The 22707-nt window shown below is 69.7% G+C and carries 21 protein-coding genes and 1 pseudogene; 14 read left to right on the plus strand and 8 right to left on the minus strand.

The genetic code is table 11. From position 1 onward, the window contains the following. Nucleotides 1-192 precede the first annotated feature (192 nt). Nucleotides 193-477, minus strand: coding sequence for an ATP-binding protein (locus tag ACIBAF_RS44700; RefSeq protein ID WP_399471801.1), 285 nt, complete (start codon nt 475-477; stop codon nt 193-195). A gap of 347 nt (nt 478-824) precedes the next feature. Between ACIBAF_RS44700 and ACIBAF_RS44705 the strand changes: the two genes are divergently transcribed. Next, nucleotides 825-1952, plus strand: coding sequence for a helix-turn-helix domain-containing protein (locus ACIBAF_RS44705; RefSeq protein WP_399471803.1), 1128 nt, complete (start codon nt 825-827; stop codon nt 1950-1952). A 13-nt stretch (nt 1953-1965) separates the two neighbouring features. After that, nucleotides 1966-2547 carry an HD family hydrolase gene (locus ACIBAF_RS44710; protein ID WP_399471805.1) on the plus strand — a complete coding sequence of 194 codons (582 nt, stop codon included), beginning with the start codon at nt 1966-1968 and terminating at the stop codon, nt 2545-2547. Nucleotides 2548-2723: 176 nt separating this feature from the next. Here ACIBAF_RS44710 and ACIBAF_RS44715 read toward each other — a convergent pair whose 3' ends face one another. After that, on the minus strand, nt 2724-2957 hold the full coding sequence (locus ACIBAF_RS44715) for a helix-turn-helix domain-containing protein (protein WP_399471808.1): 234 nt from the start codon (nt 2955-2957) through the stop codon (nt 2724-2726). Between the two features lie 409 nt (nt 2958-3366). Between ACIBAF_RS44715 and ACIBAF_RS44720 the strand changes: the two genes are divergently transcribed. The 9 genes from ACIBAF_RS44720 to ACIBAF_RS44760 are packed head-to-tail and all read left to right on the plus strand — an operon-like array spanning nt 3367 to nt 11257. Next, complete coding sequence (locus ACIBAF_RS44720; RefSeq protein WP_399471810.1) at nt 3367-4251, plus strand: diiron oxygenase; 885 nt, start codon at nt 3367-3369, stop codon at nt 4249-4251. A 2-nt stretch (nt 4252-4253) separates the two neighbouring features. Next, the gene (locus ACIBAF_RS44725; RefSeq protein WP_399471857.1) at nt 4254-5099 is read left to right on the plus strand and encodes an aminoacyl--tRNA ligase-related protein; all 846 of its coding nucleotides are present in this window, start codon (nt 4254-4256) and stop codon (nt 5097-5099) included. Next, nucleotides 5086-6123 (plus strand): NAD(P)H-dependent flavin oxidoreductase, encoded by a 1038-nt coding sequence (locus tag ACIBAF_RS44730; RefSeq protein ID WP_399471811.1) that lies wholly within the window; start codon nt 5086-5088, stop codon nt 6121-6123. The genes ACIBAF_RS44725 and ACIBAF_RS44730 overlap by 14 nt, the downstream gene beginning before the upstream one ends. Further along, the gene (locus tag ACIBAF_RS44735) at nt 6113-7150 is read left to right on the plus strand and encodes a methyltransferase (protein WP_399471813.1); all 1038 of its coding nucleotides are present in this window, start codon (nt 6113-6115) and stop codon (nt 7148-7150) included. The genes ACIBAF_RS44730 and ACIBAF_RS44735 overlap by 11 nt, the downstream gene beginning before the upstream one ends. Then, a complete protein-coding gene (locus ACIBAF_RS44740) occupies nt 7137-7556 on the plus strand; it encodes a holo-ACP synthase (protein ID WP_399471815.1) in 420 nt (139 codons plus the stop codon). The genes ACIBAF_RS44735 and ACIBAF_RS44740 overlap by 14 nt, the downstream gene beginning before the upstream one ends. 32 nt (nt 7557-7588) lie before the next feature. Further along, nucleotides 7589-7843: an acyl carrier protein gene (locus ACIBAF_RS44745; RefSeq protein WP_399471817.1), complete on the plus strand. Its 255-nt coding sequence runs from the start codon at nt 7589-7591 to the stop codon at nt 7841-7843. Then, nucleotides 7840-8511 (plus strand): cysteine hydrolase family protein, encoded by a 672-nt coding sequence (locus ACIBAF_RS44750; protein WP_399471819.1) that lies wholly within the window; start codon nt 7840-7842, stop codon nt 8509-8511. Before ACIBAF_RS44745 ends, ACIBAF_RS44750 begins: the two co-directional genes overlap by 4 nt. A gap of 59 nt (nt 8512-8570) precedes the next feature. Then, nucleotides 8571-9869, plus strand: coding sequence for an MFS transporter (locus ACIBAF_RS44755; protein ID WP_399471821.1), 1299 nt, complete (start codon nt 8571-8573; stop codon nt 9867-9869). Then, nucleotides 9866-11257: a condensation domain-containing protein gene (locus ACIBAF_RS44760; protein ID WP_399471823.1), complete on the plus strand. Its 1392-nt coding sequence runs from the start codon at nt 9866-9868 to the stop codon at nt 11255-11257. The genes ACIBAF_RS44755 and ACIBAF_RS44760 overlap by 4 nt, the downstream gene beginning before the upstream one ends. On the opposite strand, the gene ACIBAF_RS44765 is transcribed toward ACIBAF_RS44760, so the two are convergent. The 5 genes and pseudogenes from ACIBAF_RS44765 to ACIBAF_RS44785 all read right to left on the minus strand — a co-directional run bounded on the left by ACIBAF_RS44765 (nt 11193) and on the right by ACIBAF_RS44785 (nt 18372). Next, on the minus strand, nt 11193-12017 hold the full coding sequence (locus tag ACIBAF_RS44765) for an ABC transporter ATP-binding protein (RefSeq protein WP_399471825.1): 825 nt from the start codon (nt 12015-12017) through the stop codon (nt 11193-11195). The two genes, ACIBAF_RS44760 and ACIBAF_RS44765, sit on opposite strands and share 65 nt — an antisense overlap. Nucleotides 12018-12682: 665 nt before the next feature. Further along, nucleotides 12683-13933 (minus strand): alpha-hydroxy acid oxidase, encoded by a 1251-nt coding sequence (locus ACIBAF_RS44770; protein ID WP_399471827.1) that lies wholly within the window; start codon nt 13931-13933, stop codon nt 12683-12685. A gap of 44 nt (nt 13934-13977) precedes the next feature. Next, on the minus strand, nt 13978-15153 hold the full coding sequence (locus tag ACIBAF_RS44775) for a serine hydrolase domain-containing protein (RefSeq protein ID WP_399471829.1): 1176 nt from the start codon (nt 15151-15153) through the stop codon (nt 13978-13980). 173 nt (nt 15154-15326) lie between these two features. Next, nucleotides 15327-16064, minus strand: a pseudogene (locus tag ACIBAF_RS44780) (alpha/beta fold hydrolase); the annotation flags it as partial. Nucleotides 16065-16332: 268 nt separating this feature from the next. Then, nucleotides 16333-18372, minus strand: a complete 2040-nt coding sequence (locus ACIBAF_RS44785; protein WP_399471831.1) for a helix-turn-helix domain-containing protein — start codon at nt 18370-18372, stop codon at nt 16333-16335. A 197-nt stretch (nt 18373-18569) separates the two neighbouring features. On the opposite strand from ACIBAF_RS44785, the gene ACIBAF_RS44790 reads away from it, so the two are divergent. Continuing rightward, nucleotides 18570-19874, plus strand: coding sequence for an FAD-binding oxidoreductase (locus tag ACIBAF_RS44790; protein ID WP_399471859.1), 1305 nt, complete (start codon nt 18570-18572; stop codon nt 19872-19874). A 29-nt stretch (nt 19875-19903) separates the two neighbouring features. Here the strand turns inward: ACIBAF_RS44790 and ACIBAF_RS44795 are convergent, their stop codons facing one another. Continuing rightward, nucleotides 19904-20371 (minus strand): Lrp/AsnC family transcriptional regulator, encoded by a 468-nt coding sequence (locus ACIBAF_RS44795; protein WP_399471833.1) that lies wholly within the window; start codon nt 20369-20371, stop codon nt 19904-19906. A gap of 127 nt (nt 20372-20498) precedes the next feature. Here ACIBAF_RS44795 and ACIBAF_RS44800 point away from each other — a divergent pair, with 127 nt between their 5' ends. Both ACIBAF_RS44800 and ACIBAF_RS44805 read left to right on the plus strand, forming a co-directional pair. Then, nucleotides 20499-21644, plus strand: coding sequence for a thiamine pyrophosphate-dependent enzyme (locus ACIBAF_RS44800; protein WP_399471835.1), 1146 nt, complete (start codon nt 20499-20501; stop codon nt 21642-21644). Then, nucleotides 21641-22684, plus strand: coding sequence for an alpha-ketoacid dehydrogenase subunit beta (locus tag ACIBAF_RS44805; protein WP_399471837.1), 1044 nt, complete (start codon nt 21641-21643; stop codon nt 22682-22684). Before ACIBAF_RS44800 ends, ACIBAF_RS44805 begins: the two co-directional genes overlap by 4 nt. Nucleotides 22685-22707 lie beyond the last annotated feature (23 nt).

Here is a 22707-nt window from a genome sequence, read left to right on the forward strand (position 1 = left end):
GCATGGGCATGACGAGCAGTCGCCCCGGACGAGTATCAGTCCCACGATCGAGCGATCACGAACCGGGGAAGATCGGACTTAACGTCCACTCAGACAAACAGGTGGGGTTGAAGGCCAGCTCCACGCACGCATCCGGGCACGGGTCGCCGGCCAACTCCTCTGCGGGCAGGAGCCGTAAAGAGACAGGCGCGATCAGCATGCGGACGGCACTCGCAGCTCTGCCCAGATGCGTTTCCCGCCGCGTACCAGCTCGCTGCCCCAGGCATGGGCAAGAGCTTCGACAAGGAGCAACCCGCGGCCGTGCTCGTCGTTCGGTGACGGCGTGCCCGGGGTGGGTCTGGTGCGGGACGTGTCCGTCACGACGATCCGGGCGGACTCCTTGCCGACCCGGGTGATCGAGGCGCCGACCGTGGCGGCGTCAGTGTGCTCCACCGCGTTGGCCACCAACTCGGTGACGACCTGCGCGGCGACGTCCACCAGCTGAGGCAGGCCCCCAGGTCTGAAGCACCAACGCTATGTCCCGACGCACCTGAGTGACGGACTCCAGCCTCGCCGCATACCGCTCCTGGTAGCGCTGTGGTCCCACCGTTGCAACCGTCATGGTCATCGTCGCGTCCCTTGGAGGTGCTCGCGTTCGGGGTAGCCCAACCACCGGCCGTCGGGGCGTTGTCGCCTGAGGACGATCGGCTCGGGAGCATCCGCAACGAAACCCACAGTGACAGCCTCCCTACTAGGCTCGTTCGGTGGTGCATACGACGGTAGAGAGCCGTGACCGCAGCTAGAAGTGACCGCAAGTACGGGTGGTTTGCTGCGGACACACGGGAATGGGGCTGTTCATGCAGTCGAGTTCGCGACCAACCCTGACCGGCAGTCAGGGATCAGGCGGGCGCCCGCGCACGGGCGTCATCTCCGGCTACGTCTTCCGGGTCATCCGAGAGCAGCAGGGACGCACCCAGGAGGACACAGCCGAGCAGCTGCGCGTGTCTGCGGACACGATCGCGGGCTGGGAATCGGGCCGCCGCCCGCTGACCGCTGTACCGGTCGGGCAGATGCTCGTACACCGTCATCGGCTGATGCACATGGGCACCGCCCCGGCGCTCCTGCAAGCCCTCGACCGCGCCCTGGAGGCGGACGTCCTCCTCGCGAGCGCCCTCGACGGCCAGGCCGACATCGCGGCAAGCCCGCTCGGGGCCTGGGTGATGCAGCGGGACCTCGTCGAGGTCCTCGCATGGCCCCTCAACCACGTGCCGCCCCAGCCCGTCCGCGACCTGCCCGCCCCGCCGCGCAAGCGCCGAGGCCCCGCGCCGGCCGGGCCGGAGCTGTCGGTAGCAGACCGCGCGCGGTTCTTCACACAGATGCGGCGCACCGCGGAACAGGCCCGGGGCGAAGACCAGTTCCTGCTCCGCCGCCAGGCCCTCTACCTCTCCGGGTACGACGACCAGGACGACGCCTCCGCATGGCTCGCTCACCAGCAGGCGACAGAACGCCCTGGCGGCTGGCTTACGGGCTGGCTCAACTCCCGGTCAGTTGCCGCGGTCTCTGCCCGGCAAGGGGACCGGGACCGCATGAGCCACTTCATCGACGCCGCCCTCATCGACGACGACGCCGGCGAGGCCGCGAACCTGAACTACTGGGCCTACTGGATCGGCGAGACGGCCCACCTGGAACTGAGCGACGACTTCATCGCCGCCCGCAACCCCGGCCCGTGGCCCGGCGACAAACTCCTCGCCCATCTCGCGCACGGCCTCGCTCCGCATCACGGCTACGTCGACCTCAATATCCACTCCGTCTGGTCTCTGCTCCAGGTACGGCCCAACCTGCTGCGATCCGGAGCAGCAGGACGCGCCCTGCGCGGCAGGCTGCCCGTGATGTTGGATAGCCGGGAGCTGTCGGCGCGTGGGCGCCGGGAGCTGGAGAGCATCCGGTACGCGATCCGCCTCGCCGAGGCGTGAGAGGAGTCCGACGGTGACTGAAGACCTGTCCGCGGTGGCGCGCTTCCTGTACGAGGCGGGCACGCTGAAGCAGACCAAGCGCACCGGCTGGTGGATGGCCGGCGTACGCGACCCCGAGTCGGTGGCAGAGCACTCATGGCGCACCGCTCTCCTCGCGACGATCATCGCGAAACTGGAAGGCGCCGACCCCGCACAAGCCGCGTTCCTCGCGGTATGGCACGACTCGCAGGAAACCCGTACCGGGGACGTGAACTACCTGGGCAGGAAGTACGCCCCGCAGGCGGACCCGCGAGCGGTCACCGAGGACCAGGTCGCGGGCATGCCCGAGGTCCTCGCCACCGCGGTACGCGAACTGGTCGCGGAATACGAGGCGAAAGAGTCCCCTGAGGCCCTCTGCGCCCGGGACGCCGACAAGCTGGAGTGCATGATCCAGGGCATCGAGTACAAGGCCCAGGGCTACGAGAACGCGCAGCGCTGGATCGACAACAGCCGCCGACGACTCACCACGAAGTCCGCCAACGAGCTCGCCGACGCGGTGCTTGCGACCGAGTCTCTGGACTGGCTGCGCACAGCCCTTGGGGAGACACAGAGCTGACCTCGTCCGACGGATCCGGCACTCAGCCCTCGGCGCCCCGACCGGGCCGCCCGAGCGACGTCGCTACCCGAACCGCAACCCGAACGTCACTACGCTGACCTGCGGGATGTCCCCGGCGAAGAGGGAGACCATGGCGTACGACGGCGACCGCATCAAAGCTCTGCTGGACGAGGGCGTCAGCGACAAGGTGTACCCCGCCGCCGTGTGGGCCGTCGGCGACGCCAACGACCCACACCCAGGGCACGACCGGCGTCCTCGAAGCGGTTCACCGACATCCGCGTCACGCGGAACCGCCGGGCCACTTCCCGGTCACTGGCCCCAGCCTCGATCAGATCGGCGGCCTCCAGCCGGACTTGCTCCCGCCGAGCCCGCTCATCAGCCGTCAGCCCACCGCCATCGGGATACCTCATCCTTCCGGCGTACCGCGACCCTCGGCAGCCGTCACTACACCCCGTAACCCACACCTTTAAAGATCTCTAGTAGGTGGCGCGGCCAAGCGGGCGCCCGTAGATCCGTCATCATGTCTCGGCATCCGAGACTCGTCCCGCAACTGCGCGCGTCGCTGACTCAAAACTGTTCACAGGAAGCCCACGATCCGGAATGGGTCGTCCGTTTTGCCAGGTTCGTCACGCTTCCAGCAAACTGATTTTGGGAGATCTTTAAGCCCCTGCCCGGGTGACTCGACTTCTTCGGCCAATGGTTCTAATAACCATTGAACGAAGTAATCCGAGGTCCTTATGCTTCCCGAGGCGCTCACGTTGATCACCTAAGAGAGCGCTTTCCCCTTCGTTCACCCGCCCCTTACGTGAAGGACTGCACATGTCCGTAAGCACCATCTGGGACAGTGAAATGGCGGCAGCGGTCGACCGTCTGGCCCGCGCCTCGGTAGACGACTACTACAATCCGTACCAGACCTTCGAGTGGCCGGACTCCATTCCGCAGGACGCGATGTGGATGAGTCCGCACCTGCTCACGGTTCACGGCACCACCGAAGCCGAAGAGCTGACATCCGAGCAGCTCAGGGAGCTTTCCCGATGGGAGAGCATCCATTTCTACAGCCTGAACGTGCATGGCATCCGTGAGCTGCTCCTGGAAGTGGTGCAGCGGATCCACACGCCGGGCTTCGAGGTTCCCACTCCTTTCTTCCATCATTTCCTGGGCGAGGAAAACGAGCACATGTGGTTCTTCGCCGAGTTCTGCCTGCGATACGGCGGCAAGCTCTACGAGGACCGCTCGCTGCAATTCCCGCAGGATTCCACGTCGCCGCTCGTCGCGAACTTCCTGGTTTTCAGCAGGATTCTCATCTTCGAGCAGATCGTCGACTACTTCAACAGCACCATGGCGGCGGACGAATCCCTGCCGGAGACCATTCGCGCGATCAACCGCATTCATCACCAGGACGAGTCCCGCCACATAGCCTTCGGTGGCCAGTTGGTGCGCGCCCTATATCAGTCCATGCTGGAAAAGTCAGCGCCCGAGGAGATCACGGCCGCCGGGGAGTACATCCGCCGCTACATCGACGCCTCGGTGGCCCAGCTCTACAGCGTGGACGTCTACAAGGACGCGGGACTGCCGGACCCGTACGGGTTGCGCCGCCGGCTCCTCGCGGATCCGGCCCGCAAGGCGGCCCATGACCTCATCACGGCGCGCACGCGCAATTTCTACCGTCGTATCGGTGTCCTGGCCAACGAGGTGGCGTCGTGAGCGTGACCCCTGCCGCGTCCGTGCCCACCACCGATCCGGGTGCGGGCCTCGTCACGCTCGACCCGCCCCGCGCCCTCCTGCTGCACAAGCTCGACGAGCGGTTCCAACAGCTCGCGCTTGAGGTCGGGGCGCAGCCCCTCGTCCCGCCACCTCTCCTGCCCGCTGAATGGCTGGCCGATCTCGACTACTTCAAGAACTTCCCACACCTGTGCCTCACCACGGGGTGCTTCACCGATCAGGCGGCCGATTCGCTGGCGGCGGGAACGCCCGTCGGTACCCTCCCTGCCGGATCGTACGACCCCACGGGATACGTCCTGCCCTCCGCCACCTGCTACGGGATGCTGCTGTCGCAGCGCGGCCGACAGCTTCCGGAGGAGTTGCGGCTGACGGCTGTCGCCCGCTGCTTCCGCAACGAGAACCACTTCGACGGTCTGCGCCGGCTCCGCGGCTTCCACATGCGTGAGGTGATCTACCTGGGCCACCGGGACGGCGCTGAGCAACACCTCGCAGTGTCGAGGGAGTTCGTCCAGCGCCTGGCAGCCGGGCTGGGCCTGGAGCTGGAGATCGTCACGGCCAACGACCCGTTCTACGACCGCGACGGCTCCCGTGCGAAGCTCACGGCGCTGGATCCGGTCAAGCACGAGTTCGTTATTCCCGACGGCACGGCGATCGCGTCGATCAACCGCCATCGGAACTTCTTCGGCGACCGGCTCGACATCACGTGGGACGGCACATCGGCGTATACGAGTTGCACCGCCTTCGGGGTGGAGCGGTGGATCCACGCGATGGAGCTCCAGTACGGCTCTGCGGAGAAGGCCCTGGAGAGGCTGGACGATGACCGGCTCTGATACGGCCCATGGGCGCTTGCCCGCCGGGCTGCCGGTTTCCTTTCCTCTCGTCCAGGCCGGCATGGGCGGCATCGCGACGCCGCGGCTCGCGGCCGCGGTCAGTGATGCTGGGGCGCTGGGCACCATCGCGCTGTACAAGCTGGCGGCGGACAGCTGCCGTGCGGCCGTCGTGGAGACCGCCGCGCTCACGGCGCGGCCGTTCGGGGTCAATGTGATCCCCGAAGTCGCGGGCGACACCCTGCTGCGGGCTCAAGTCGGCGCGGCCGTGCAGGCGATGCCCGACGACAGACCCATGGTGCTCAACAGCTACGGTCTGCCTCCCGCGTGGCTGACGTCCGAGTTGGAGGGCTCTCGTTTCACCCTGATGGTCCAGGTCGGCACACCGGACGATGCGGTCCGGGCCACCGAGCTCGGCGCCCGAACCGTCATACTCCAGGGAACGGAAGCCGGTGGGCATCTCTTGGGGCAGCTGCCTCTCGACGAGCTGATCACCGGCACCGTGGCCCTGAACGCACCCGCGTATCTGGTGGCGGCCGGCGGCATCGCGGACGGACGGCGCATGCGCCGGGTGTGTGAACTCGGTGCCGAAGGATGGCTGTTGGGAACGGCTTTCGTCGCCGCCCGCGAGTCCGGCGCCCACGAGTTGTACAAGAGCGCGCTGATCGATGCAGGAGGTGAGGGGGACACCGTGGTGAGCGACCGCTTCGAGATCGGCTGGCCGGGCCGCCCGCACCGGGTCCTGCGCAGCCCGGTGACCGACAGCCCCTCGCCGCTTCCTTCGCAGTTCATCGCCTGGACCTCGGTGGCGGGCGAGCGCCACCCCGTGCCGCGCGGTTCGGCGGCGGCCCCGACCACGGAGACGACCGGCCGGATCGACGAGATGGCCAGGTACGCGGGCCACGGCTGCGGTGCTGTGCGCGCCGTGCTGCCGGCAGCCGACATCGTGGCCGCGCTCCGTGAAAGCCATGCCCACGCCCTCGCGGCGGCTCTCCCCACGAAGGAGTCGGTGACTCATGGCGCTTGACCTGGGAATGGCCCAGATCAGTCAGATGGCGTTCGGATACTGGCAGGCTCAGACGCTCTTCGCCGCCGTGCGCACCGGAGTGTTCGACGCCCTTGCCGAGGGCCCGCTCACGGTGGACAAGGCCGCCGCCGCCTGCGGTCTGCCCGAGGACTCGGCGCTGCGGCTGCTCGACGCCTGTGTGGCGCTGCGCCTGCTGACCCGCTCCGGCGACGGTGAATACGCCAACGGCCAGCACACCCAGCGGCTGCTGGTCGAGGCATCGGCGGAGTCGGTCACGCGCTGGGTGAAGGTGATGGCCCGCTGGTACGACCCCTGGGGCGGCATCACGCAGGCTCTGCAGGTCGCAGAGGCGGTGGAGGAGCGTCGGCTGCGGCTCGGCGACGACGAGGAGTACGCCGCTGACTTCATCCTCGGCATGCACGAGTACAACTCCCGCAGTGCCGACGCGCTGGCACAGGCGCTTCCGCAGCAGGGCGCCACCACGATGGTCGACGTCGGCGGGGGCGCAGGGACGTACAGCATCGCATTCTGCGAGCAATGGCCGGACCTCACCAGCGAGGTGATCGACCTGCCAGCCGTGTTGCCGCTGACCTCGAACACCGTGACACAGGCCGGTCTGGAAAGCCGGATCCAGCTTCGAGCGGGCGACTACTACTCCGACCACTTCGGCTCCGACGTGGACGTCGTCCTGCTCTCCAACGTCCTGCATCAGGAGAGCCCGGAGGCTGCCCTCGGCATCCTGCGCAGGGCCCGCGCGGCCCTCTCGGAATCAGGCAGGGTTTTGGTGCACGGTCACTTCCTCGAGGAGACGCGCACCGCTCCCCTCTTCACCACGCTGCACAACCTCTCCGCTCTGACCCTGTGGGACGGAGGACGCAGCTACACGGTGGCCGAAATGACCGAGCTGATGCGCCAAGCAGGGCTGGCCCACGTCGAAGTGGTGCAGGCGCCGGAGCCATCCGCCAAGTTGCTCGTCGGCACGGCGGACGCCGCACACGGCGCGGACCGAAGCCATGAACGGGCTTAGTCCGGTACGGGTCGGAGTGGATCTGGTGAGCGTCGCCAGGATCTCCCAACTGCTGGACACCTCGGCCGGCCGCCTGCTCGCCGACCACTTCACGGACCGGGAGCGGGCGGAGCTCGAGCGAGTCGCCAACGGGAGGCTGGAGACGATCAGTGGCCGGATCGCCGCCAAGGAGGCCGTGATCAAGGTGCTCGCCCCCGAAGGCGAGATCATCCGTTGGGCCGAGGTGGAGATCCTTGGCCCGGCGGGCCGAGTCCCCCGTGCCCATCTGTCGGGCCGGGCGGCCCGGCTCGCATCCGAACGCCACTTGGACTCCATCGAGATCAGCATCAGCCACGAGGGCCCCTGGGCCGCCGCCATCGCCGCGGGCGCCACCGCCGTACCGGGCGCGGACACAGACCGCGACTGAACCACGCAGAGCACAACCAACGGAGGAGAAGCATGAACGACCGCGTCGTCGAGTGGATCATGGAGAAGAACCCGCATCTCACGGAGGCCCCGGGAAGGGAGGACGACCTCATCGAGGGCAGGCTCATCGACTCCCTGGCCTTCCTGGAGTTCGTCTACCTCCTGGAGGAGGTCACCGGGGCGGCCGTCGACCTCGGCTCCATCACCGCCGAGGACTTCCGCAGCCTCGCCGCCATCGAGCGCCGCTTCCTGGCTCCGGCCGGTCAGGGCGCGGAGGCCGGCCGATGAGTGCGCAGGGAATCGACGACCCGCACACCCGGCCGCATTTCGCCTCCGCCGCCCTGGTGACCATCGACGTCCAGAACGACTTCCTGTCGGACTCGCCCTACGGCATCCCCGGCACCACAGAGGTCCTGCCGGCTCTGCGCTCCGCCGTGTCCGCCTTCCGGTCGGCAGGTCGCCCCGTCATTCACATCGTGCGCCTCTACGACCCCACTAGCGGTGACGTGGACCTCGTCCGGCGCGGACTGATCGGCAGCGGCGTACGCATCGCGGTGCCAGGAAGCCATGGCAGCGGGCTCGCACCCGGGCTGGCACCCGACGACGCCCCCGAACTGGATGCCGAGCTCCTGCTCTCGGGCCGCCCGCAGCGGCTCGGCCCCGCCGAGTACGCCGTCTTCAAGCCCCGGTGGGGCGCCTTCTACCGCACCCCGCTGCAGGACCTCCTGACCGAACTGGGCGTGGACACGGTGGTGTTCGCGGGGTGCAACCTGCCTAACTGCCCGAGGGCGAGCATCTTCGAGGCGTCGGAGCGCGACTACCGGGTCGGTCTGATCACCGATGCCGTCTCCCGGGTGACGGACAGCGCGCTGTCCGAGATCGGGGGGATCGGCGTCCGCCTGCTCACCGTCTCCGAGCTGAGTTCCCACCTGACCCCGGCGGGTGCGCACCCGTGAGCACCCGTCAGGAGACGGCAACAGAGCGGGAGCCCCGGACGGGCGGGCAGCCTGAAGCGGTGCCCGCCCGTCGGGTGCCCCGGCTGCTGTCGAAGGTCACACTCGACCTGAGCCCCATCCGCAGCAGCCGGGACTACCGGGTGTTCTGGATCAGCCAGGTCGCCTCCCTCACCGGGAGCCAGATGACGGTCGTCGCGCTGGCGGCCCAGGCGTATCTGCTGCGGCACAACTCGCTGGACGTGGGCATCGTCAGTGCTGCCCAGCTCGTGGCACTCGTCGTCGGTGCGTTCGTCGGCGGCCACCTCGGGGACCGCGTCAACCGCCGGGCGATGCTGGTCACTCTCCAGGTCGCACAGGGTGCATGCATGGCGGCACTCGCCCTCGGAACCGGGCTGAGCGGGCTGACAGGGCTGTCATTCCTCGTCGTGCTCGCCACCGCACTGGCTCTGTGTACGGCCATGGACGAGCCCGTACGCGACTCCCTGGTGCCGTCCCTCCTCCGCGACCGGGACCTGGAGGCGGGCCAGGTCCTCAACCAGACCCTCTTCCAGATCACCTCCCTGGCCGGTCCTCTGGTCGGCGGTGTGGTGCTCTCCCTGTGGAACGTGCGTGCCGTGTACGTCGCCGACGCGCTGACCTTCACCGTGGCAGCTGTTGGCTACTACCTCATCCGTACCGGACGGGGCGGAAACCCTCGCGGCGCGGACACTTCCGGGCCCGCACTCCGTGGCCTGCTGTCCGGCGTCCGGTTCTTCCTGCGCCACCCGCTCATCCAGGCCATCGCCGTCATCGACCTGTTCGCCATGGTCTTCGGGATGCCCAGGGCCCTCTTTCCGCAGATGGTCACCGACCACGACGGCTGGCCGTCCGGGGCACTGGGTCTGTTGTTCACCGCTCCGGCGCTGGGCGCCTTGCTCGCCGGCGCCACCGGCGGATGGATCGGGCGGGTCCGGCGACAGGGACTGGGGGTCATGGTCTCCGTGGCTGTCTGGGGGCTGGCCATCGCCGCCAGCGGCCTGGTGCTGAACAGCCTCTGGGCAGTCCTGCTGCTCCTCCTGATCGCGGGCGCGGCCGACGCCGTGAGCGCGGTCCTGCGCGTGACGATGATGCAGCGGCACACACCCGTCCTGCTCCGCTCACGCGTGAATGCCCTGTTCCTGCTCTTTGTGGTGGGCGGACCACGACTGGGCGACATCGAAGCGGGTGCCGTGGCTCATTGGGGGCTGCGGCTGTCGATCGTCAGCGGCGGCGTTCTCTGCGTAGTCGGTGTAGTGATCACCGCTGTCTTCTGGCCCGGCTTCGCCCACTACCGCCGACGGACACGAGCGACCGACGAGGATCTGCAGGAGGCACGGTGAGCGCCACATCACCCCGCGTCGAGCGGGAGGGCCGGCTGAATCACGCTCAGGAGGACTGGTTCGCAGGGCAGCCTCAGCAGCCGGACACCGCGTGCGACAACAACTCGGTCTCAGCGGTGAGCGTGGCGGACGCCACGGTGGGCGAGGCAATGGACGCAGTCGGCGTTCTCCTGACCCGTCACGAGGCGCTGCGCAGCCTCACAGACCCCACGGCCGGACCCCACGGCCGGCAACAGGTCTGTTCCGCGCCCCGGACCGCAGCGGACCTGCACGCGGTCGTCCGCACGGTGGAGGCCCACGACGCACCCAATGCGTTCGGGGAACTCCGCGGGACCTGTTTCGACCTGGCCCACGAGTGGCCCATCCGCTTCCTCGTCGCCCACCACGACGGCAAGGTGCAGGACATCGGCGTGGTGGCCGACCACGCCGCGCTGGACGTATCGGGAATGAACGTCCTCAGGGAGGACCTCCACTCGCTGCTCTCCGCTCCGTCGTCAGCCCTTCCGGGCGTACCCGAACAGCCCCTCGACGTTGTGGACTGGGAGGAGCTCCCCGCAGCCGCCCGCTATCGCGAGCGCTCGGAGGAATTCTGGCGCGGGCAGGCCCGACAACTGACCGACCTGCTGGAGCGGTACGGGGTCGACACCACCGTGGACAGCAGCCTGCACGGGCACGGGAGCACTTACCGGACCGTATGGTTGTCCACGCCCAACCTCCTCGACAGCGCCTCAAAGGCGTCCGCGTCCCTGCGCGCACCGATCCCGGCCGTGCTGCTCACGGCGTTCGGCCTCGCGCTGTGCCGGTCCAGCGGCCAGCGAGTCAGCAGTCCCCTCGCCCTCACGGCCAACCGGCGCACAAAGGAGGCGCGTCTCTCGGCCGACAAGAGATTCATGCAGGGTCCCGTGGTGGTCCACGCCGACGAAGACATCGCCCTGAGCAAACTCGTCGGAAGCACGGCCTTCCAGCTCATGTGCGCGAGCACCCTCTCGCACATCGCCAAGGACAGGGCCAACACCCTGTGGGGCGAGGCGTTGCCGAGGGGCATCGCACCCGAACTCGCAGGCGCCTTCTTCAACTACGTCGACGAAACCGTCATGGAAGCCGTGCCCCTCTCGGGACGGCTGCCGGGCTCCGGCCTGGTGGGCGACTGGGTCCCTCTCGACGCCTTCGCGCAGGACACCCGTCTGCGGCGCGGACCCGACCTGATGCTCCTGGTCGTCGAGGGCCGCGATCGTATGCGCCTGGGGTTGAAGTACCGAGAGGACCATCCGGCGGCCGACCTGGGCGAAGGATTCCTCAGAAGCCTGGCCGGTCTCGTCCGGTTCATGGGCGAGAGCCCGGACCGGGCGGAGGCTCGCCTCGGCGACGCGTTGGCGGTACGGCCGTAGACCGTGCGTACCAACGGCCATCATGCGATTCGACCCGGATGGGCCGCCCGAAGCACTCGGTGAAGTTCGCCGAGGTGAGCACGGATTCCGCAGGACCGGCAACGAGTTCACGGCCCTCCTTCAGGAGGAAGGCGTGCGAGGTGGAGGGCGGCAACTCCTCCGGATGGTGGGTGACGGTCACCGTGGACAGTCCCGGCCGGCTGCTCGCCAGGCCGTACAACGCGTCCACGAGATCCTCCCGTGAGGGAAGGTCGAGCGCGTTGAACGGCTCGTCGAGCAGCAGCAGGGACGGGTCGGACATCAGTGCCCGGGCGATGAGGATCCTGGCCCGCTGTCCGCCCGAGCAGTCACCGTAGGCGCGCCCTGCGAGCTCCTTGCAGTCCAGTTCGGCCAGCAGCACCGTGGCCCGTTCCCGGTCGCCGGGGTCGTACATCCGCCACAGCGGCTGCACCGTGCCGGTCGCGCCGGTGAGGACCACGGTGTGGGCGGTGGCGTCCAGCGGCACCTTTTGCGCGGCGTTGACGAAGCCGATCCGAGCCCGGAGCTCTCGCACGTCCACCCGACCAAGCCGATACCCGAGTACGTCCACGTTTCCGGTCGTAGGGTGGATCAAGGCTCCGGCGAGCCGCAGCATGGTGGTCTTGCCGGCCCCGTTCGGCCCGAGCAGCGCCCAGTGCTGCCCCCTGAGCACGGCCCAGTCGACCGAGTCAAGGATCACCTCCTGGCCCGTCGTGCGACGGTGAACGCTCACCCCTGACATAAAGATGACGGAACCAGGCACGCTCTCACCTGCGAAGGAGCCACTCATTCGGGCAGCCTATCCGGTTGAGGATGCCGCCCGCCCTGTTCAACGACTCCGCGGGTAGCAGCGGACGGGGACCGCCGCGCGTGTGCCAGGCGGAGCGGATCGGGTAGCCGGTCTGACCTTCAACCCTCTCCATGTCGACGCCGACATCCCACTGCCGCTCCGGCGCAGCAGTGCTGAATCTGGCGACGTCACCGGCCGTCAAGTGCCCGTGGAGGGGTGTGCTTCTGCAAGCCGATGTGTCGGGAACATCCCGCATCCACAGGTGCAGAACCGCAGTGGAGCAGTCCCGCCCCCGCATGGCGTCCCCACGCGGAGGCGTGCCCATAGCGTGCCCATAAGACCGGACAACCACGGTAAACAGCGGTGCGAAATTAGCCCTCGACACTGTACCCCGGGCGACATACCCGCAGGTCAGAAGCTATGCCGCCATCCAAGCGCCGTCGCTTCCCAAGCTGAGAGCGCGAGTTCGATTCTCGTCACCCGCTCCATGAAGAAGGCCCAGGTCAGACAGACCCGGGCCTCTTTGCCTCACAACGTCCGCCAGCACTCGAAACATCTCTGGCCAGGTCGGCGGGAAATCCAGACGACAAAGACCACTCGGCGGAGCGGGTTCCTGGTCAGCGCTGACGCCGGAACCGTACGCTGTCGCCGTCGAGGTCCTTCAGCATCGGCGTGCCGAGCAGGGCGAGGGTCCGCGTCATATCCGCGTGGAGGATGTCGAGGACACGGCTCACGCCCGCCTGGCCGCCAGCCATCAGGCCGTAGAGATACGGTCGGCCGATGAGACAGGCACGGGCGCCAAGGGCCACGGCGGCGACGACGTCCGCGCCGGTGCGGACCCCGCCGTCGATGTAGACCTCAGCCCGTTCACTGATCTCCCGTACCACCGCGGGAAGTTCCTCCAGCGGGGTCGTCGCGCGGTCGAGCTGGCGGCCGCCGTGGTTGGAGACGACGACGGCGTCGGCCCCGGCGTCCACGACGAGGCGGGCATCGGCCACGGTCTGGACCCCCTTCACCACGAGCGGTCCCTGCCACTGGCCCCGCAGCCACTCGAGGTCGGTGATCGTGACGTGCGGGTCGAAGATCTGGCCGACCAGATCGGCGACGGTGCCACCGGTCTCGGTGAGCGAGGCGAACGTCAGCGGTTCGGTCGTCAGGAGATTCGCCCACCATCCCGGGTGCCGGCTCATGTTCATGAGCGTCCGCGGGGTGAGTTTCGGCGGGACACTGAACCCGTTGCGGACGTCGCGCAGCCGCGCTCCGGCGACCGGGGTGTCGACGGTGAGGACGAGCGTGCGGAACCCGGCCTCGCGGGCGCGCGCCACGAGTTCGGCGCTACGGCCCCGGTCGCGCCACAGGTACAGCTGAAACCACTGGTCGGCACCGTCCGGGCGGGTCTCGGAGAGGCGCTCGGGTGTCACCGTGCCCATGGTGGACAGCGTGTAGGGGACAGCGGCCGTGGCCGCCGCCGCGGCGACGGCGTACTCGCCCTGGTGGTGCATGAGCCGGGTGAAGCCGGTCGGCGCGAGGACGACGGGCATCCGGGCGGGGCGGCCGAGGATCGTGGTCGAGGGGTCGGGCTCGGCGACGTCGACGAGGACGCGGGGGCGGAACTCGACGCTGTCGAACGCGTCGCGCGAGCGGGCGATGCTCACCTCGCCCTCGGCGGCGCCGTCGACGTAGTCGAAGACGGCCTGCGGGACCCGCCGACGTGCGATCTCGCGGATGCCCGCGACGTCCGGGGCGCGTCGCAGACGCGCACGGGCGCCCGTACCGCCGAGGTCGACACGCAGCAGTGGGCCCAGCTGGGACCAGCGGGGAAACTGTCGGCCGGCACCAATGGGGCTCGCGGTGCCGGCGGCGTTCACAGAAGTTCTCATCGTTCTCGCAGAGGTCGTCGGGCAGGCCGTCGTCAGCGGTGGTGGACGGTCCGCTCGAAGCTGTCGAAGGTGTCGAGGACGGCTTGGTCGGCGAACGGCAGGATCTGCGTGCAGAGCAGGCCGCAGTCGTCGCTACCGTGGTCGACCCAGAAGTACGTGTTGCCCAGGCCCGCCCAGAACAGACTTCCGGCGGAGCGGCCCTGCGTGCCGGGGGCCTCATTGCGCAGGCCCAGCAGGCCCCACGTCTTGTCGATGCCGGGCAGGAGGTCGACGTCGTTGGAACTGGCGGGGTCGACGGACGCGATGAGACCGATCCGCAGACCGCCGATCTGGTTGCGCAGCGCCTCGTCGACGGAGTCCTCGGACAGTACCCGGACGCCGCCGAGCTCACCGCGGCCGAGGAGCATCCGCAGCAGCGTGAGGTAGTCACGGGCGCTGCCGTACATGGCGCCCCCGCCCATCTGGAACTCCGGCTCCTGGGTCATCTCGAACTCGACGGGCACCAGGCCGTCCGGGGTGCGCGCATGCATGCCGGCCAGGCGGGCGCTGATGCCGGCGGTCAGCACGAACGTCGTGTCGCTCATGCCCAGCGGGTCGAGCAGCGCCTCCCGCAGGTAGTCCTCCAGGGACACACCGGACACCTTCTCGATCGCTTTCCCGACCCAGTCGAGGTTCATCCCGTACTGCCAGGCGGTTCCCGGGTCGAACGTCAGCGGGGTGGTGAGGGTCGCCTCTCTGCACTCGATGATGCCGGGCAGGCCCATCACCTCCTGGTAGCGCAGAACGTCGGCGTTCCAGAAGTGGTAGCCGTTGCCCGCGGTGTGGGTGAGGAGGTGCCGCAGTGTCACGGCGGTGCGGGCGGCACGCAGGACGGGTAGGCCGTCGTCGTCGAAGCCTTCCAGCACCTGCGGCTCGGCCAGTTGCGGCAGCAGGGTGCCGAGGGGGGCGTCGAGGGAGAGCTTGCCGCGCTCGACGAGTTGCAGGGCGCCGATCGCAACGATCATCTTCGTCATCGAGCCGAGCCAGAAGACGGTGTCGGTGGTCATGGCGGTGTCGGTACCGAGCACGCGGGGGCCGAAGGAGCCCTCGTAGACGACGCCGTCGGATGTCGCGGCCAGCGCCACAACGCCGGGGATCAGGCCGGACTCGACGCTCTCACGGAGGACGGTATCCAGGGACTCGGTGAGGGACACGCTGGTGACGGACATGGGAGGACCTTTCGGTTTTGTCCATACGCTGTGCCGCAGCCATACCGATACGGCGGCCGCACGGCACAGCGCTGAGGCACTGCGCGGAAGGAGGAAGGAGGAGGAGGAAGGAGCCGGAGAGGGAGTCGCCGCGGGGTTCAGGGGCGGCTGCCGTGTGGAGGTGGACCGGCGTGTCAGCCGGTGAGGAACTCGTGGACGACGCGGTTGAAGAGAGCCGGGTTCTCCCAGAACATGAAGTGGCTGCCGCGCTCGTCGCCGACGAAGATCCGCACCTGCGCCGACGGAACGCCCTTGGCGACGTACTCGATGCCGGCCGGGGGGAAGATGCTCGCGTCACCGCCGATGACGAGCATCGGGACGGTGATCCGCGGCAGGACGTCACGCCAGTCCGCGAAGCAGTGGTCGGCGAGGAGGGTGCCCGCGTCCGCGCGGGGCAGGGCGGAGTTGACCTCGATCGTCCACTCGATGTCTTCCGCGGGCGTAGCGGGCGTGAACATCGAGGCGACGAGCCCGCGGCTCACGTCGGCCGCGGCCGGCCCCTTGAGGCCGGCGTTGAGGGAGGAGACCGTCGTACAGTCGAAGATCGCCCCGAGTTCCGCCGCCTCGCCCTCGGCCCAGGCGGGGTCGGCGACCAGGACGGAGGGCTGGTCGACAAGGACGAGCCGGCCGAGCCGCTCACCACCGAACAGGTCCCAGTACGCCCACGTGACGGAGCACCCCATCGAGTGCGCGACGAGTGTGACGTCCTGGCATGCGAGGGCGACGAGTACGTCGTGCAGGTCCGTGGCCGGCCGGGCGATCCGGTAGCCGTGGCCGGGCTTGTCGCTCTCGCCGTGACCACGCATGTCGAGGGCGATGACGGGGTGGGTGCGGGAGAACTCGACGATCTGGTGACGCCACTGGGCGGCGGTCTGCGACCAGCCGACACGAGCACCATCACCGGTCCGGTGCCCTGTTCGAGGAAGCTGATGGTGACTCCATCACCGGTGACGACGTGACCTCGGCGGAAGTCCTGCGTCATTGCACGAGTCCTGTTCATCGGGCCGGCTTCGTCGCCGGCGATGCTCGCGCGGCCTTGCGGGCCGCTGGCTCATTGCATGTGATGGCGGCTTCGCGGGCAATGGACGTGATGCCCACATCCGGTCGTCAGCGATGGGTGAATCCTCCACCACTGCCCGGTCACGGTGTGTTCCCTCGGCGTCCGACGTCGGGAGCGAGGGTTTGCGCGAGGCCGCGCAGGTGCAGTGCCAGCTGCAGCTGCAGGGTCCGGCCCGGCTCGCGCCACCCGGTTCCGAGGAGTTCTCCGATACGCTCCAGGCGCTGGTACAGCGTGTTGGGATGGATGCACAGCTGCTCGCAGGTGCGGGCGTGGTGCTGGGACTGGCCGAGGAAGGCTTCGAGGGTCGTGGCGAGGTCTCGGCCACGGGCCCGGTCGTATGCGAGCACAGGGCCGAGGGCGGCTTCGACGAACGCGGCGATGTCATCCCGGCCGGCATGGCTGAACAGACTCCGGTACGGACCGACCTCGGCCGCGGTCGCGACAGCTCCTGGGAGTTTGAGGGCGAGAAGGACGGCCGCCGTCTGCCGCGCCGCCTCGTGAGCGGTACGGACCGCCGCCACCCCGCCGGCGGCCGGTGCGATCCCGCCGGCCGCCGGCAGGTCACCGTCCCCGAGAGCCGCTATCCGTGCCCGAACCGAGGCGACGTCGTGCTGCCGTGCGAGAACGACGAAGCGGTCGGCGTGCTGGGCCACCCACCCGTGCAGTTCGGCGGCGATCCGGGTGGCCGCCGCGGCCACGGCCCTCTCGTCCTGTCCGGCGTTGTCGAGCACGACGACGACGCCGATCGCGTCGATGTCGATGTCGGCGGCCACGGCCCGACGGCGTAGCTCGGCGTCGTCCCCGTCGCCGGCGAGCAGTGCGGTCACGAACGCGCCGCGCGTGCGCAGTTCGGCCTCGGCGACGCTGCGCTCGGTGGCGACGACCAGCGCGGCTGTCATGGCACCGATCTCCAGCAGGCGTACGGTCTCGTCGCCGATCCGTACGTCGCTGACCGCGACGAGGCAGCCCGCGCAGCCGTCGCGCATCCGGATCGGGACAACGGCCAGGTGATCCCGGCCGATGGCCGTCCGGGAGGCCGGCTCCTGGCCGGAGAGCCATCGCTCGGGGGCACTGCCGGTGACGGCGACCACGTCGATGTCGTCCGTGCCGGGTCCCGCGTCGAGCCGGGCGCCGTCCGCGCCGAGCACCTGGACCGGCAGACCGACCGCCCGCGCCACGGCCCGTCCGACCTCGGGGATCCCGCCCCCGCGCAGGACCTCGGCGGTGAGCTGTTCGCGCAGTTCACCGGCCCGTCGGCGCAGTTCGTCCGTACGTTTCAGGGCCTCGTTCGACTGCCGCAGATCCGCGACGGCCCGCTGGTTCTCCTCGAAGAGCTGGGCGTTGCGCAGCGCGACGGCGGCATGGGCGGCGAGACCCGCGAGCAGTTCGACCTCATGGTCGCTGAACCGCCGCGGACGGCGGTCGGCGGCGAGGAGAACACCGAGCGTCGACCTGCCGAACCGCAGCGGGACGCCCAGGATGCCGCCGAGATGCTCACTGACCGCGATCGAGTCGACGGACCGAACCCGGCGCAGCCGCCCGTCGTCCAGATAGGACTCGCTCCACAGTGGCCGGCCGGAGCGCATGACCTCGCCGCCCAGGCCCTCGCCGTCCCTGAGGACGACGCCTTGCAGGGTGTCACCCAGTGAGCCGTCGACGATATCGATGCGCAGGCGGCCGCCGTCAGCGGTCGGCAGCATGATGTAGGCGACGTCAACACCGAGCAGGAACCGCGACTGCGCCACGACCTCCTGGAGCAGCCCCGCACTGTCCCGCAGGGACGCCAGCCGCCGCACCAGGTCGTCGCGGACGCGCAGCTCGCGGGCGTCCCGGCCACGGTCCGCGAGCCGGGCACGGATCGTTTCGGCGAGTTGTGCCTCGCTCTCGACCCGCCGACGGGTGGCGTCGTCCGCTCCCGCCAGGAGAGCCGCGCGCAACCGCTGGATGTCGCCCGGCGAGCAGTCGTCGGCGAGCAGTTCCAGCCAGCCTCCGGACTCCGCGGCGACCGCCGTCCCCGCCGGTGCCGGACCGACCGGTGCCGTCCCCGCCGGTGCCGGGCCGACCGGTGCCGGGCCGACCGTCGTGGCCGGTGCCGGGCCGGCCGTCGTGGTCTCGTCCATCGTCACATCATCGCCCCGACGTTGACCGGCTACATCTCCCGGGCCCGGGAATGGAGAAACCGTCCATTCAATGCCCCGCCCGGCAGGGGTTGACTGGGCGCATGACCGACCTTCGTGTACCGGAGACGCCGACGTCCCTTCTCGCCGCCCTGCGCCGCGCCGCCGGGCCCGACCGGCTCGTCCTCGACGAGGAGGTGATGCGGTCCTACGCGCACGACGAGGCCGAGTGGGCCCCCCACGGGCTCCCCGCGGCGGTCGTCAGACCTCGCACGACCGGCGACGTCCAGGCCGTGGTGCACACCTGTCTGGCCCACCGCGTCCCGCTCGTGACCCGCGGCGCGGGAACGGGGTTGTCGGGCGGGGCGAACGCCGTCGACGGCTGCGTCGTGCTGTCCACCGAGCAGATGACCCGAATCCTCGAGATCGACCCCCTGGAGCGCCTCGCCGTCGTCCAGCCGGGCGTGGTCAACGACCACCTGCGCACCGCGGCTGCCGAGAAGGGCCTGTGGTACCCCCCGGACCCGGCCAGTTCCCCGTGGTCGACGATCGGCGGCAACGTCGCGACGAACGCGGGGGGCGTCTGCTGCGTGAAGTACGGGGTCACCCGGGACTACGTACTCGCCGTGGAGATGGTCACCGGCACGGGCGCCGTCGTGCGGCTGGGACGGCGGACCGCGAAGGGGGTCGCCGGGTACGACCTGCTCGGGCTCGTGGTGGGCTCCGAGGGCACGCTCGGTGTGGTCACCGAGGTGACGGTGCGGCTTCGGCCGGCACGGATGCCGGAACACACGGCTGTCGGCTACTTCGACTCCGTCCGTGCCGCCGGGCAGGCCATCCACGAGGTCGGCGCCGCCGGGATCGTCCCGTCGGCCCTCGAACTCGTCGACCGGCACTGCCTGGCGGCGGTCGACGCGTGGAAGAACATGGGCCTGTCCGTCGACGCGGACGTCGTGCTGCTCGGTCGCACGGACGCGCCGGGCGCGGCCGGGCACGACGAGGCCGACCGGATGGTCGAGTGCTTCATGCGGGGCGGCGCGAGCTGGGCCGCACGCTCAACCGACAAGCAGGAGGCCGAGGCGCTCTTCGCCGCCCGCCGCCTGGCCTATCCCGCGCTCGAACGGCTCGGGCCGGTGCTCACCGAGGACGTCTGTGTGCCGCTCGGTGCGGTGCCGGTGATGCTGGAGCGCATCGAACAGGCCGGGCGGCGGCACGACACGGTCATCGCCAACATCGCCCACGCCGGCGACGGCAACCTGCACCCTCTGCTCATCGTGCCGGACGACGACCCGTCGGCCCGCAGGCGTGCGCAGGACGCGTTCGACGACATCATCGGCGACGCCCTCGACCTCGGCGGCACCGTGACCGGCGAACACGGCGTGGGGCTGCTCAAACGGGACGGTCTGCGGGCGGAGCTCTCGAAGGACGTCATCACCATGCAGCGCGCGGTCAGGGCTGCACTCGACCCGGCCGGGATTCTCAACCCCGGCAAGATCTTCGACTGAGCGGGGCTCGGCCGCCTACGGCCCGCCGTTCACTCCGTGGTCGGTACGGTGCCGTCGCCGCGCCGCCACGAACTGAGGACGACGAGGGTCTTCGTACCGACGACACGGCCGGTGCGGCGCAGCCCGTCGACGACCTGCTGCAGGTGCTGGACGTTGTCCACCCGGATCCTGACCAGGGCATCCGGGTCCCCCGCGATGGTGAGCACCTCCAGCACCTCGGGCTGCCCGGTGACGGCCTGGATGAACTCGGCGACCGGGGTGTCGCCTCCGAAGCGCAGCTCGGTGAAGGCGTCGAACCCGCCGACGCGGGTCTCGTCGACGATCGCGGTGTAACCGCTGATGACGCCGAGTCGCTCCAGCCGGTCAATCCTCCGCTTGACCGGGGCCGGCGACAGCCGGACCCGCGTCGCGATGTCGACGGTGCTCCGTCGCCCGTTCTCCACGAGCAGGCGGAGGATGGTGCGGTCGACTTCGTCGAGCGTCACGTCCTGGGGCATGATTCACCTGCCTTGTTGCAAGATTCATTAAGCATTCTCGGCATCATAGTTTCTTTTTTCTTCATAAGAAGCAGCTTTCACGCATGAACCTTGCGCGGCATGGACGGCGGCGCGAACCCTGTGCGCCATGACCGATTCCCCCGCCGCCGCCTCGCCCACGGCCGAGGAGCCGCTGCGGCTCCTCGGCCTCGACGGGACACCGGACGGCACCGGCGGCAGTGGCCTGCCCGTCCCCGACGAACCCCTCGACCTGCGCGCGGCGTACCGGGACATGGTGCTCGCCCGCCGTTTCGACACCGAGGCCATCGCCCTGCAGCGCCAGGGCGAACTCGGCCTGTGGCCGTCCATGCTCGGCCAGGAGGGCGCCCAGGTCGGTGCCGCACACGCGCTTCGTGCCCAGGACATGGTCTTCCCGACCTACCGCGAACACGCGGTGCTGTGGTGCCGCGGCGTCGACCCGGTCCATGCCCTCGCCCTGTTCCGCGGTACGACACTCGGCGGCTGGGAACCGGCCGAGCACCGCTTCGCCCTCTACACGATCGTCCTCGGCGCCCAGACACTCCATGCCGTCGGCTTCGCGATGGGCATCGTCCGGGACGGGCGGACCGGCACCGGCGACCCGGACACCGACCGGGCCGTACTCGTCTTCGTCGGGGACGGCGCCCTGAGCGAGGGCGAGACGAACGAGGCGTTCGTCTGGGCGGGAGCCCAGAGACTGCCGGTCGTGTTCTTCTGCCAGAACAACCAGTGGGCGATCTCCACGCCCTACCGTGTGCAGAGCCGGGTCCCGGCCGCCCGGCGCGCCGGCGGGTTCGGGTTCGACGGCGTACGTGTCGACGGCAACGACGTCCTCGCCTGCCACGCCGTGACACGGGCCGCGCTGGAGAAGGCCCGCGCCGGCGGGGGCCCGACGCTCATCGAGGCCGTCACCTACCGGCGCAACCCGCACACGACGTCCGACGACGACCGGCGCTACCGCACGGCCGACGACAACGACCACTGGGCCGCACTTGACCCGGTCCTGCGCCTGCGCGCACACCTGGAGTCTCCCGCCGACCCCGTCGGCCGGGCACCCGTGCCCCACGAGGAGTTCCTCGCCGCCCTCGCCGCCGAGGAGGAGGCACTCGCCGCCCGGCTGCGCTCCGGCTGCCGCGGGCTGGCGAGCCCGCCGCCGAACACCCCGTTCCTGCACACCCTGGCCCGTCCGACCCGCCACCTGGAGGCCCAGATGCGCGAGCACCTCGCGTTCGTCGAGAGCGGGGAGTCCGCATGACCCTCACGACAGCCCCCGGGATCCCGGCGCCCACCCCGGTGGTGGCGCGGCCCACGGCACTCGCGCACGCGCTCAACGCCGCGCTGCGGGACGCCCTCGTGGACGACGACAGGATCCTTCTCCTCGGGCAGGACATCGGCCGCCTCGGCGGTGTCTTCCGGGTCACCGACGGGCTCCAGGACGAGTTCGGCCTCCTGCGTGTGGTGGACACCCCGCTCGGCGAGGCGGGCATCGTCGGCAGCGCGATCGGCCTCGCGATGGCCGGATACCGGCCGGTGTGCGAGATCCAGTTCGACGGGTTCGTCTTCCCTGCGATGAACCAGATCATCACCCAGCTCGCCAAGTACCGGCACCGCACCGAAGGGGCGGTCGGCCTGCCCGTCGTCATCCGGATCCCCGTCGGCGGCGGGATCGGCGCCATCGAGCACCACTCCGAGTCCCCCGAGGCGTACTTCGCGCACACCGCCGGTCTGCGGGTCGTCGCCCCGTCCGGCGCGCAGGACGGGTACGACCTGCTACGGGCCGCGGTCGCGTGCGACGACCCCGTCGTCGTCCTGGAACCGAAGCGGTCGTATTGGCTCAAGGGTGATCTCGTACGAGGCTGTGACGCGTCACATGCCGAGGCCAGGGCCGCGAGTTTCGAACGGGCCGCCGTCGTACGCCCGGGACGCGATCTGACCCTGGTCGCCTGGGGCGCGCTCGTGCCCGTCGCGCGGCAGGCCGCCGAGACCCTCGCTGGCGAGGGACGCGAGGTCGAGGTCGTCGACCTGCGCTCGCTGTCGCCGATCGACGACGAGACGGTCCTCGCCTCGGTGCGACGCACCGGGCGACTCGTCGTCGCCCATGAGGCGTCCAGGACCGCCGGTCTCGGCGCCGAACTCGCCGCGCGGGTGCAGGACACCGCGTTCTACGACCTGGAAGCACCGGTCGTCCGTGTCACCGGCTACGACACGCCGTACCCGCCCAGCCGGCTCGAACCGGACTGGCTTCCCGGGGTCGACCGGATCCTCGCCGCCTGCGACCGCAGCCTCTCCTACTGAAGCACCGACTCCCCACCGAGGAG

The sequence above is a fragment of the Streptomyces sp. NPDC051677 genome (assembly GCF_044453465.1).
Taxonomy (GTDB): domain Bacteria; phylum Actinomycetota; class Actinomycetes; order Streptomycetales; family Streptomycetaceae; genus Streptomyces.

Excerpts from the sequence above, each read along its gene's own strand:
- ACIBAF_RS44705 (WP_399471803.1), top strand. The coding sequence starts at position 825 with ATGGGGCTGTTCATGCAGTCGAGTTCGCGACCAACCCTGACCGGCAGT.
- ACIBAF_RS44715 (WP_399471808.1), bottom strand. The coding sequence starts at position 2,957 with ATGAGGTATCCCGATGGCGGTGGGCTGACGGCTGATGAGCGGGCTCGG.
- ACIBAF_RS44720 (WP_399471810.1), top strand. The coding sequence starts at position 3,367 with ATGTCCGTAAGCACCATCTGGGACAGTGAAATGGCGGCAGCGGTCGAC.
- ACIBAF_RS44730 (WP_399471811.1), top strand. The coding sequence starts at position 5,086 with ATGACCGGCTCTGATACGGCCCATGGGCGCTTGCCCGCCGGGCTGCCG.
- ACIBAF_RS44735 (WP_399471813.1), top strand. The coding sequence starts at position 6,113 with ATGGCGCTTGACCTGGGAATGGCCCAGATCAGTCAGATGGCGTTCGGA.
- ACIBAF_RS44740 (WP_399471815.1), top strand. The coding sequence starts at position 7,137 with ATGAACGGGCTTAGTCCGGTACGGGTCGGAGTGGATCTGGTGAGCGTC.
- ACIBAF_RS44745 (WP_399471817.1), top strand. The coding sequence starts at position 7,589 with ATGAACGACCGCGTCGTCGAGTGGATCATGGAGAAGAACCCGCATCTC.
- ACIBAF_RS44750 (WP_399471819.1), top strand. The coding sequence starts at position 7,840 with ATGAGTGCGCAGGGAATCGACGACCCGCACACCCGGCCGCATTTCGCC.
- ACIBAF_RS44765 (WP_399471825.1), bottom strand. The coding sequence starts at position 12,017 with ATGTCAGGGGTGAGCGTTCACCGTCGCACGACGGGCCAGGAGGTGATC.
- ACIBAF_RS44775 (WP_399471829.1), bottom strand. The coding sequence starts at position 15,153 with ATGTCCGTCACCAGCGTGTCCCTCACCGAGTCCCTGGATACCGTCCTC.
- ACIBAF_RS44785 (WP_399471831.1), bottom strand. The coding sequence starts at position 18,372 with ATGGACGAGACCACGACGGCCGGCCCGGCACCGGCCACGACGGTCGGC.
- ACIBAF_RS44790 (WP_399471859.1), top strand. The coding sequence starts at position 18,570 with ATGCGGTCCTACGCGCACGACGAGGCCGAGTGGGCCCCCCACGGGCTC.
- ACIBAF_RS44795 (WP_399471833.1), bottom strand. The coding sequence starts at position 20,371 with ATGCCCCAGGACGTGACGCTCGACGAAGTCGACCGCACCATCCTCCGC.
- ACIBAF_RS44800 (WP_399471835.1), top strand. The coding sequence starts at position 20,499 with ATGACCGATTCCCCCGCCGCCGCCTCGCCCACGGCCGAGGAGCCGCTG.
- ACIBAF_RS44805 (WP_399471837.1), top strand. The coding sequence starts at position 21,641 with ATGACCCTCACGACAGCCCCCGGGATCCCGGCGCCCACCCCGGTGGTG.